This window comes from Vibrio sp. 1F279 (assembly GCF_041439815.1).
Taxonomy (GTDB): Bacteria; Pseudomonadota; Gammaproteobacteria; order Enterobacterales; family Vibrionaceae; genus Vibrio; species Vibrio tasmaniensis_A.
The window spans coordinates 1-11,089 of record NZ_JBGOOU010000062.1; the positions used below are offsets into that span (position 1 = coordinate 1).

8 protein-coding genes and 3 pseudogenes are annotated in these 11,089 nt (G+C 36.0%); 9 read left to right on the forward strand and 2 right to left on the reverse strand.

Going from position 1 to position 11,089, the window contains the following annotated elements; genetic code table 11:
* Positions 1-838, forward strand: an 838-nt coding sequence (locus ACED60_RS24330; RefSeq protein ID WP_371728631.1) for a tyrosine-type recombinase/integrase, incomplete at its 5' end; no start/stop codon positions are given.
* Positions 839-932: 94 nt separating this feature from the next.
* On the opposite strand, the gene ACED60_RS24335 is transcribed toward ACED60_RS24330, so the two are convergent.
* Entirely contained in the window at positions 933-1,253 is a 321-nt protein-coding gene (locus tag ACED60_RS24335; protein WP_157939753.1) for a LysE family transporter, read from the reverse strand.
* Positions 1,254-1,738: 485 nt separating this feature from the next.
* Here ACED60_RS24335 and ACED60_RS24340 point away from each other — a divergent pair, with 485 nt between their 5' ends.
* From ACED60_RS24340 to ACED60_RS24375, 8 genes and pseudogenes are all read left to right on the forward strand, one after another.
* Positions 1,739-2,692, forward strand: coding sequence for a hypothetical protein (locus ACED60_RS24340; RefSeq protein WP_017099403.1), 954 nt, complete (start codon positions 1,739-1,741; stop codon positions 2,690-2,692).
* Position 2,693: 1 nt separating this feature from the next.
* Positions 2,694-3,383 (forward strand): iron-containing redox enzyme family protein, encoded by a 690-nt coding sequence (locus ACED60_RS24345; protein ID WP_371728632.1) that lies wholly within the window; start codon positions 2,694-2,696, stop codon positions 3,381-3,383.
* A gap of 97 nt (positions 3,384-3,480) precedes the next feature.
* A complete protein-coding gene (locus ACED60_RS24350) occupies positions 3,481-4,581 on the forward strand; it encodes a pyridoxal phosphate-dependent aminotransferase (protein WP_265121962.1) in 1,101 nt (366 codons plus the stop codon).
* A complete protein-coding gene (locus tag ACED60_RS24355; RefSeq protein ID WP_102579852.1) occupies positions 4,571-5,623 on the forward strand; it encodes a SidA/IucD/PvdA family monooxygenase in 1,053 nt (350 codons plus the stop codon). Before ACED60_RS24350 ends, ACED60_RS24355 begins: the two co-directional genes overlap by 11 nt.
* A 13-nt stretch (positions 5,624-5,636) precedes the next feature.
* Positions 5,637-6,521, forward strand: a complete 885-nt coding sequence (locus ACED60_RS24360; protein WP_371728633.1) for a TauD/TfdA dioxygenase family protein — start codon at positions 5,637-5,639, stop codon at positions 6,519-6,521.
* A gap of 1 nt (position 6,522) precedes the next feature.
* On the forward strand, positions 6,523-7,791 hold the full coding sequence (locus ACED60_RS24365; protein WP_371728634.1) for an acetyl-CoA carboxylase biotin carboxylase subunit family protein: 1,269 nt from the start codon (positions 6,523-6,525) through the stop codon (positions 7,789-7,791).
* A 157-nt stretch (positions 7,792-7,948) separates the two neighbouring features.
* Positions 7,949-8,443: pseudogene (locus ACED60_RS24370) on the forward strand (IS5 family transposase); the annotation flags it as partial.
* A gap of 1,522 nt (positions 8,444-9,965) precedes the next feature.
* Positions 9,966-10,379, forward strand: a pseudogene (locus ACED60_RS24375) (IS5 family transposase); the annotation flags it as partial.
* A gap of 459 nt (positions 10,380-10,838) precedes the next feature.
* On the opposite strand, the pseudogene ACED60_RS24380 reads toward ACED60_RS24375, so the two are convergent.
* A pseudogene (locus tag ACED60_RS24380) lies at positions 10,839-11,089 on the reverse strand (transposase); the annotation flags it as partial.

Here is an 11,089-nt window from a genome sequence, read left to right on the forward strand (position 1 = left end):
TCTTGATGTGCTTCGTTCTATCTTCAAATATGCGGTGAAGCAAGGTTATTGCATGGAAAACCCTTGTGATGGTCTCAAGCAAAATCGTAAAAAAAAGCTCAATCGTTTTTTGAGTTTGGACGAGTTAGCGCGGTTGCATAACGCATTAACGGTGGTCAGCCAGCAAGGTGATATGGAAGCGTGCTGTTGTCAGGTGCTAGAGCTGGTGCTGTTAACGGGATGTCGAATTTCAGAGGTAACAGGACTGCAATGGTCTTTTGTTAAAGGCAGGGAGTGGCACTTGCCGGACAGCAAAACGGGTGCGAAGGTGGTGTATGTGGGCAAGGAAGCGCAACAGCTCCTTTCAGACATATCCAAGCAGGCATGGTCGCAATGTAGCGAGTCACCTGATGATGTGTTTGTACCTTTACGTAATTTTGTGAGTCGGTCGACTAAGGTTAGTATGGTATGGCAACAGGTGCGAGCCTTAGCCAATATCGAGGATGTTCGTATTCACGACTTGCGCCATACCTTTGCCAGTTATGCGGTGCTAGAGGGGTATCCTATCCCAATGGTGTCGAAACTGTTGGGTCACACGCGTATTTCATCCACGCTTCGTTATGCTCACGTGGATGATGCTCAAGTATCGCAATCTGCTGAGGCGATAGGGGAAGTTATTAGTGGAATATTATCAGGTCAGCTTGTGAGTAACCCTAAAACTCGAAAAGTAAGAGCATCCAAACCTAAGCTGACGAAATCTCCCCCTAAACGCAGAGGAAGACCTATCAAAGCAATACCGGAACTGACCGATGAGGAGGTTGAACGGTTTAGATATGAAGTGGATTTTTGGGAATGGTGATGGAAATATCTGTCGGAATAACATAAGTACATCAAAATTAAAGCATAGAGCAAGTTTTAAGCCAATCTGTTCTAATTTTACGTTGTAAGAGCAGTCAACGAGGTAAGGCCGTTGTTGTAAGTAAAACTCTATTGATTGCTAAAAACCGCCCACAGAAAACGTTGAAATCGCAAATATCATCGCTATATCTGATACATAAACTGATTGTAAATCGATAAATTCGGGAAATAAGCCCATATATCCATATTGCTCTCGGATTCAATAGGGTTATTAGCAAACCAACAGTTGAGGCAGGTACTCCGTTATCCGAAGTACGTGCCGAGGTATCGGTAATATAATAAGTCCAAGTGATATGAGCCAACCAAAACAGATAAGTAATCCCGACAAATTTTATCACTGTCGAAAACTCATCCATAATATTTGTCAAAGCTAGAAAACCGACAAAGCCAGAAAAATAAAAATGTAATCGGCAACTAAAAATCAGAGGAAAACTAACAGCCCTTAAAGCAACCTCCAGTAATAAATAAACTTAACCAACCCAAAATCGCCGAACATTAACTGTCTCATTAAGCAATTTGTTAGCAGCTGATTCTGGGATATTAGACCAGTCAACCCATACGTGAGCCTTGGGTTGAAAATATCGCCATTATACATGTTAGTTGGCTTGAGTTTGAATTTTACCGTCGAAGGTTCATCTGGTTCCTATGCTTGACTGTTCTATATAAACTAAGAAAGGTAGCTAACTATTGCTTGGGTATAGTTATTTTAAATAATTTATCTATTAATAATTAAAGGTATTACCTCCTGTCTGAGAGTATGTTTACTGATCATGGTGCATTGCTGGCTCCAACAATTAAGGTTAAATCCAGGCAATAAGTGGGTATAAAAGGAATTTCGATAATGGCCGAGAAAAAATATTTTAATGATTATTATCTAAAGCATAACCCTCTATTAACGCAAAGACTAGGATGGTTAGCTATTGGATTATATTGTTTAGCGACTGCTGTATCATCCGTTTGGGTTAACTATTCGTTCTCGACTTTTAATTCAGAGGCACTAATATTTTTTACTGTATTGGTTGCTCAGCTTTCATTCTTTACATTATTCTGTTTAAAACAAGGGAATTTTACTTTTTTTATTATCACTAACTTTAAATCGGTAGCGATTTTGAATGTATTAACGCTATTTTGTTGGTTGTTTATGTTCATGGCTCTTCAGAAAATCGAAGCCTCTGTAGAGTCAGCTATTTATCAAGGATGGATACCAATAATTGTAATTGTTGTGGAGTATCTAATACATAAGGGACTACCTAAGAAGAGTCTTATTATATCAGTGTTGTTCTTGGCTTTTTTCTTGGGATTACTTGGTTACACTAGAGTTTATTTTGACGGTGGTATAAATGACTCTTTGATACAAGGGGTTATATACGCGTCCATAGCAGGAGTAACAGCTGCTTTGTATATGGTGTACTCTGAGTTTATTTTTTATAAGAGAGGATTTACGGTTTTAAATATTTTAGCATCGAGGTTTATAATGTTACTCATTTATATTTTTTTCTCAAGCCATGATTCCATAAGGATTCTATATGAATCAGAATTTACGATATTGGTAAACATGGCTATATTATCTCTCACATTTATAGTGGTTCCAATATATTTATTACAGTATTCAATAGTGACGTTGGGGTCGGGTCGAGTTTCAATTATAACACCTTTAGTTCCAAGTGTTGCACTGGGTTTAGAATATTTTTATTTATCTTGGGATAATTATTTTGTGCCCATTTTAGTAATTCTTGTTTGCATTAGTGTTTTATTTGCAAATTATTACAAGTCGAAAAAAACGGTAAGGGAATAAAATGGAAGTTACGAAGAGTAAATGTGAAGTGATTGAAGTAATTAAAAGCATGATCGAGGAGTCTAATATAAACGAAAACCAATTTTACAAAACATTTAGAGAAAAGGAGTTACCATTAGAAAAAATAAAATCGATTTTTCAACAATATTACTTTTACATAAGAACTTTTCCTGAAATTTTATCAGGTTTAGCTCCGCGTGTAGATGACGAACTAATTAGATTGAAGATTAGTCGGACTGTTGTGTCCGAGTTGGGCGATGGGAGAGGTGCCCCACATTTTGCGATGTTTGAAGAGTCACTAAGTGCTATAGGAGTTACTTTGGATGATTACAAATCTGTAGATTATACGACTGAAACTCGACAATTAATTAATGATCTAAATAGATTATTCTTGGAAGAAAGTCCTAATAAAGCAATAGGTGCTCACTATGTCATCGAAGAATTTGGACTTCCGATGATTATAAATTTATATGAAGGATTTAGACTCTACGATGGTTGGAAACATGAAGATTTTAATTATTTTTATCTACATATATTAATTGAATCTAATCATGTTGACTGGATCCAAGATGTATTGGTTGAAGCTAGTAAAGGTGGAGATGGGGCTAGAGAAGAATTGATATCTGGGGCCAGTGAAGTTTTGCAATCACTAACAAACTTCTGGAATGGGCTTCATCGATTAACGAAATAATTTTAATTTAAAGCAGCAGTTTTAATTATTCTGCTGCAAATTTTTAATATTTTTAAAAAATTTGGTAGGCAATGGTTTGAATAATATTTATGGATATATGTCTAAGTTATCAAAAATGAAGTCATCAATTAATCTCTCTCAAGGGTTACCTATAAATATATATGATAGAGATTGGAGTGAATATATGTCATCTGGAGAGGGATGTAATTGGCAATACATGCCTGTACAAGGCGCTGTATTGCTTAATAGTAGAATAAAATCTATGTATGGGGATAATTATCACTCAATTATAACTTCTGGTTGTACAGAGTCACTTTTATGTAGTATGTATTGCTTAAAGACACTGGGATATGAATCAATTGTCGTACCAGAACCATTCTATTCCTACTATCCAATGATGTGTAAAATGGCAGGGATTAGATTTATTTCTAGTAGACTTTTAATAAATAATCATCAATTTGAAATAAATGTAAATGATGTTAGAAAAAAAATAAATAATAAAACAGCAATATTGATCAATACGCCACATAATCCTACAGGAATGGTTATTTCTAGCGAAGTGTGGCAGGAGCTAATAAGTATATGCACAGAAAAAAAGTCATTTTTATTGGTTGATGATGTATATAGAGAGTTCAACTATACTTCCAGTAAAATACCATATAATGAGCTATCTGAGATAATTGACCAAGTTTTAATTTCAGGCTCACTTTCTAAGTCCTTAGCAGCATCCGGTTTAAGGGTTGGTTGGTTAGTCGGTTCAAAAAAAAACATAAGAATTTCCAACTCCTACCACATGCATATGTCAAATTGTACTGCAGATATAATTCAGCGTGCGGCTGCTAGTATGATAGATAGGTATGGTGGTGAGGGAGCAAATAGATTCAGAAAATACTATAAAGAAAATCGTAATATCCTTTACTCAACACTTATTAATAAAGGTATGAAGGCCTATTATCCAAGAGGTGGTCACTTTGTAACTGTTGACTGTAATGATTTGACAACATCTAAATCCGCAAAAGAAATATGTATATCTATAACAAATCAATGTGGAGTGACACCGCTTCCCTTGGATGAATTTCATACAAGTAAAAGTAAAAGTAAAATTATTCGATTCTCTTTTTCCGTTAGGCGCCCAGATTTACTTACAGCGTGTGATAGGTTAAGTAGCTTAAATATAGGTAAAATCGATGAAAGATAAATATATAATTTTGGGCGGTGGCCCTTCTGCCGCTCTGATAACGAAAAGGTTAATTTCTGAGGGGAAACAAGTTTTAATTATTTCCGACAAGTTAGGTGGTTCCATGTCTTGTATGGGATATAAGCAACTGCAGTCATACAAGAACGAGCTTGATATTAAACATCATGAAAAATCTATAAACGATTATATTTTCGACAATTCTTTAACCCCAAATGCGGCTAATTATATAGACTATATAACAGATTGTATTAAAAATTATCCGATTGAAGTAGTTCTAGGATTTGTTTCATTTATAGAGGAAAGGAAAGATATTTATTCCTGCCACGTAATAATCAATGGGGAGATAGTAGAATTTGAAACTAAAAATTTGATAATTGCTACAGGTATAAAACCTAGGAATATACCAAATGTGATAGATTCTTATAATACAATAAATTGCTTTTCAGCATATCAATTTTTTGAATCTGATAAATGTCTAGAAAAACTTGGCTACGAAGTTTTTATAATTGGTAGCGGAAATTCAGCCTTCCAAATTGCTACTTCAGCCTATGAAAGGGGGTTTAAATCAACCGTATTGGCTCGCGAATATCTAGGAGTTTATCCACAAGAAAATCAGGATCGGTTCGCACTCAGAGCACCATCTCAAAAGACCATTGAATATATATGGAAATCTCAGAGTTCTTCTGAGTTGGTAGAGTCACGTTTTTTTATATATAGCAATTTTTCTCGCTCTAAAGATTGCATTTCAGCCCTGGTTGAAAGCAAAAAAAATAACAATCATATTGCAAGACGTTGTTACGATAATCTATCAGTTGAAGAGGATTACGGTAATAAAGTGATTTCTATAAATATCAAAAATTCTATAGTTGTTTCAGCGATTGGTACAATTGGTAATTTGCCAGATAATAATATTAAGGGGCTGTATTTAAACGATAAAGGTTTTGTTAGTAAAGTTAAATCTAAGTCTGGAAGTAAAAATATTTCCGTTATAGGAACTTTAGCCGGAGCTAGATCTATTAATACGATGGAGTGTTATAACTAAGGGGAAAGTGAAAATGTTGATTAATGAGTTAAAGGATGGTTTTGGTTGTAGACTGAGTGAACTCGACCTTTCAAAAGGAAAAGTTGATGATGATTTAATATTAAAGATAAAGAATATCCTTTTTAAATATAAAGTTATAATTATAGAAGACCAATTTTTTTCCGATGAAGAATATTTATCTTTTATGTCAAAATTTGGGAAGCCAATTACTCATATTCTATCTGAATTCGCTCTAGAGCATGTACCAGAAATAATAAAAATATCGAATTATTTTGATTCCGATGCTAGGGAGCACGGTGTCCTTTATGGTGGTGCTTACTGGCACAGTGACATGGCTTATCGTAGAGAGGTTGGTGTTGCGACTTCGTTATATGCAATAAATGCTCCTAAAAATGGACCGAAAACAATGTTTCTCGACTTAGAATCAGGACTTAAATCTATCGTTAATAATATTAATTTTCATAGGGAGTTATCAGAGCTTTATGGCCTTGATTTACAGTCAACTAAAGTGCTTCATAAATTTGGTAACAGAAGAAAAATTACAGATAAGGAGGAATATGAGCAAAAATTATCAAGCGAAAAATGTAAAGAGCATGAACATTGCCTGCATGACCTTGTAGTAAGACATCCAATTACTGGCACAGCCTCACTATTTGCTACTAGTGGAAGCTCATTTAAAATTGAAGGCAAAAGCGAACTAGAATCTATTTTTATTTTGAATTTATTGGAAGATTTTATTTTTGAAAATTCGAAATATTATGAACACTCTTACACTAAAGGTGAGATAATTATTTGGGATAATATTTCTACTATTCATTGCGGTAAAGGCATTTCACCTTGTGAATCAAAAGAGGGTAGCAGAATTTTACACAGGATTAATATTCATTATGGAGAGTAATATGATAAAAAATCTAGTTTTAATTTCTCAGACTTACATTGGTTTAGGTTCTGATATTATTTTAGGAATGCTATCCGGCAGAGTTAAAATTACTTTATTTATAAGCGAAAGTGAGGATGTTGATGAGAGAGTTCTTCCTTACCTAGATAAAATTCACAAAGTTTCGAGCTCACTGGATAGTAGCCTACGTCCGGTATTATCCCATGAAAATATAATAGAAATTTTGCTTGATGAGATCTCGGATATCAACCCTTCTAATAGTTTTTCTATATTTTGCCAGCAAGAAGATAATGTATTGACTGCTGCGTATGTTAGAGAGGCTCTAAATATCAAAGGAGATTTGCCAAGTGACATGTTGAAGTTCAGAGATAAGTTACTAATGAAGGAAATAGTTGGAAAATTGATGAGCAATAGTATTCCTAAACATACGTGTTTAGATGTTGGGCGAGCGAAAAGTAGTGAAAAAGAGTATTATGAAAATTTGACTAAAACGTTAGGCGAGATCTTGGTTATAAAACCTACAAGTGGGGCAGGTAGTGTAAATGTTAAAATTGTAAATAATTTATATGATTTTCAAAATTTTATCGAAATGATAGAGGATAATAAATATAATTTTTCCTATGAGGTTGATGAGTTTATAGAAGGTAAAATGTATCAGTGTGATTCAATAGTTGTGGACGGCAAAGTTTATTTTTCGGGTATCTTGGAATTAGGGTGCTCTAACTTTGACTTTGTCTTAGGAAAACCTTTATCAGTTTTCCCTGTCCTCGATAAGAAATTATGTGAGAGATTATCAATTTTCAATCAGAGTGTAATAGATGCTCTTGGTTTTCGTAATGGCTCCACTCACTTAGAAGTGTTTGTTTCAAACGACAATGGAAAAATTACGTTTCTAGAGATAGCAGCCCGTGTGCCCGGTGGAATTGGGGTCCCTTATCACAAAAAAAATAGTAATGTTAATATGGTCGATGCAACCCTCTTGTTGAGCTGCGGGTTAGATATTAAGCAGTACATTAAACCTAAATTTAGCAACAATGTTGTTTCAGCCTTACTGCCTGTTCAGAATGGTAAAGTGCTTGAATTACTGGAGCCCAGATTGCAAAGTCAATACGAACTGCAATGGCATATCTCAGTGGGTGACATTGTAGAATCAAACTCTCTTGTTGACACTGCAGGTGTTTTAACCTTTTTTAATGATGATTTGGTCCAGTTAAGAGCTGACTTTGAAAGCTTGCAAGCCTATTGCCCTGTTCGCGCTGTCGAAATTTAAATTGGTAATAGTTTTATGCATTATTGTTTATGCTTTATGGGGCTTTGTTTCCAAATTCAAATTTTGAGACAAGAGCCCTTACATGTCTAACTATTAGGCGAGCGTTATTGTTTCAGGCTTGCTTAATCCTTCCAGTTTGTTTAATGCTCTTTTATCACGTAGAGTCTGGCGAAAGCTGCATATGGCCGTGGATACAAGCACTCATGAAATCATTGCCGCCGAGCTAAGTTTATCGACGGTTACAGATGGAGAAGTGCTCCCGAATTTACTGAAACAAACACGCCGAAGTATCCTTGAGGTGTCTGGTGATGGCGCTTATGATACGAGAGCGTGTCACGATGCGATTAAGATTAAGCGAGCCGTTGCGCTTATTCCTCCAAGAGAAGGGGCTGCCTTCTGGGAACGGGGTCATCACCGAAATCTCGCAGTAGGTTGCTAGAAGTTATATGGCTCAAATAAGTATTGGAAAGAGCGGCATGGTTACCACAAACGCTCCCTCTCAGAAACAGCGATGTATCGAGTTAAACAGTTGCTTGGTGGTCGTTTAAGTTTAAGAAATTACAATGCACAAGTGGGTGAAATTTACGCGATCATAAAAGCGTTGAACAAGCTCACAGGGTTAGGTATGCCTGAAACTTGCCGTATTGACTAAGAAATACCCGAAACGGGGTGCCTTTATCTCTAAATTTAATTACGCAACAAAGCCAAATGATATAAATAGAATTTTGTGTATTTAACCATTGCAGATTTTTTGATTAGGTGTGGGTTGGTATTAATTGGGTTGATAATCACCTTACTGTCGAGGAGATGCTCATTAAACATAATAATAGTAAAATTACTCCCCTGAGTAAGAGGGTTTTGTTGTTTTAAAATAATCTAACAATAAGGTGTATCAGACGTTACCGAAGCTGATTTATTAGTCTAAATCGGGAACAAAGTTTACCTGAACGTATTTTACCTGCAAGAGGGTAATTAGGTTAAGCCACAAGGAGGTTAGCAACAATGGTTTATCAATGGGCAGTGTTTCGTCATCAGCGTCCTATTTTTGGGGCGGTGTGTGAATTATTTGTTGTCATACTCGCTTTTTTTCAATAGCTTTACCTCTGATATATGAAGAAAGCTTATTGATGTTGGGAATATCTTCAGGACTTGCCATCATCTGCTTTATTCTATTTTTACTTTTTACTCAAAGTGATAAGCTCCGAAAGTCTATGTTTAACTAGATAAATGGTTAGACTCAAGGAAGATAAGTCTCTATTTAGGCCCAGTTAACTTTGAAAAAAATGTCTCCTAATTGAGTGTCTAGTCTGGCGGAACAGTTCAGTTTTAAGTTAAGTATCTGAACCATCTAGTAGTAAAGAAAAGTCATCGGAAAACGAAAGGTAAGATGCAGCAGTGCCTGGGATAGGAACTTGATGATGGAGCCAGTTCTACGCTTGCAGGAGTGGAACTATGATCGATAACTAAATAGACAGCTCGACAATCCTGAAGGTTATCTGCTTGGGATTCATAGCCTACTAATTGCATCCAAAAATTAGTGCGCATGTAGTCAACCAAACTTTGCGACATAACCAGCAAGCAAGAGGAAGAAGATCTATTAATGATGTTAGTGGTACTTATCATATATCCCAATGTCTTTTTTTAAATGGTCATATCTCACATCGAGAGACGAATTTTTATTTTTCCTAATTTTAAAGGTATATCTTTTAAACTTAATCCGAAGATAGCGTAAATAGTATCTAAACCTTGATTTTTTTTGATGAATTGGTTTTGTTGGATTTTTATTTATCATAGCAAGTTACTCTTTATTTATAAGAAAAATCATGATTTCAACGACCAAATTTAATTGAATTGAAATATCTTTAAACCTAGAAGCTTGTCCTCCTTAGAAAAGTGATTTGTCACTACTTAGTTGACTTTATGACTTCTGAATATTCTATTGACTGAGCGACAGAGGCAATGGTTATTAGTTGTGAGGTCTATTCACTCTATTTATTATTAAAAATAACGAATGCAAAGGCTATGGGATAATAATTTATATTTAATTTATGTTGTGAGGGGTTTATGATGAAATTTGGAATTAGAGACTGTTCAGGGTTTGTTGCGTAATATCAGTGGAACTAAATAGATAACCTACGATCTGATCAGCTACATTTACTCCCTATCGTAGCCTTATGCCTAAACCACGTTATAAAACAAATACAATCAATCACTCATTAACCGTGGTTCTCTTACCTTTTGGATTGATGAAGAGGCGATAAGTGGCTGGGCGCAAAGCAAACAGAATTAGTGCGGGAGGCCACGTCGGTTCAGTGATTTAGCTATCACGACAGCGCTCATGGTGAAACGAGTTTTTTCTATGTCACAGAGAGCGCTGCAAGGATTTATCGACTCGATATTTAGACTTGCCCATGTTCCGTTAAATTGTCCGCATTACACTTGAATCAGTCGTAGAGCTAAGTAAGTTGAGGTCTCATTTAAGACAAAAACGAGAGGGGCGATACAGCACCTAGCCATTGAGGCGACTGGTCTTAAGGTTTATGGCGAAGGTGAATGGAAAGTTAAAAAAACATGGGACGGATGGAGAATTACTCCCGAACTGATCTGCACAAACAATACTTAATAGCATATAAGGTGACTTTCCATCCCAGCAGTTATTCAGAGCGATATCGCCTGAGATAACGTTTAATGGTTCTGCGAGACTTATTGAGGAGCTTAGATTAGTAATTGAGATTTTACCGAGAGCAACTTTCGCGATGATATCCACGGTAAGCTGAGATTGAGTATCCATAACGATCATCCTATATCCCCCTGACTAATTCGTAACACTAGTAAAAGGATTACGTAAAAATAGAGACCGTCAATTTCCCTCGGTAATTAAGCGAACGACAAAGTCGGTTGGTAGTTACGATACGACAGAATCGCTTGGTGATCACATCGTATAGAGCGATACCACTAACTCACCTTTGCCCCTTTACGTGTTAGCGTCATTACTTAGCAGCAGATAGCGCCTCTTAGTTTACGATACTTTTACGGCTCTTCTCCGCTTAGATGAGCTTGATTTCCGGATAAATTGTAGAATGAGTTTCTAGGATTGAGGTTTGTCTAATCTTCAATTTAAAGTAATCAGTATCCCTTACTCCTCGAGCTCTCCGCCTAAGAAGGCCTATCGATACATTCCCAGCTTCAACTCGGGCATTCGTTAGCCTATATTTTGCATAATTGCAGATCCCAACTCTTCTCTCCCAACTCTTCTCTCCCAAAGCGCATCTGCAAAGTTGATGAGAGATAAGATCCT

Bases quoted from the DNA above. Each gene is read 5' to 3' on its own strand.
- ACED60_RS24355 (WP_102579852.1), top strand. From the start codon at position 4,571: ATGAAAGATAAATATATAATTTTGGGCGGTGGCCCTTCTGCCGCTCTG.
- ACED60_RS24350 (WP_265121962.1), top strand. From the start codon at position 3,481: ATGTCTAAGTTATCAAAAATGAAGTCATCAATTAATCTCTCTCAAGGG.
- ACED60_RS24340 (WP_017099403.1), top strand. From the start codon at position 1,739: ATGGCCGAGAAAAAATATTTTAATGATTATTATCTAAAGCATAACCCT.
- ACED60_RS24365 (WP_371728634.1), top strand. From the start codon at position 6,523: ATGATAAAAAATCTAGTTTTAATTTCTCAGACTTACATTGGTTTAGGT.
- ACED60_RS24345 (WP_371728632.1), top strand. From the start codon at position 2,694: ATGGAAGTTACGAAGAGTAAATGTGAAGTGATTGAAGTAATTAAAAGC.
- ACED60_RS24335 (WP_157939753.1), bottom strand. From the start codon at position 1,253: ATGGATGAGTTTTCGACAGTGATAAAATTTGTCGGGATTACTTATCTG.
- ACED60_RS24360 (WP_371728633.1), top strand. From the start codon at position 5,637: ATGTTGATTAATGAGTTAAAGGATGGTTTTGGTTGTAGACTGAGTGAA.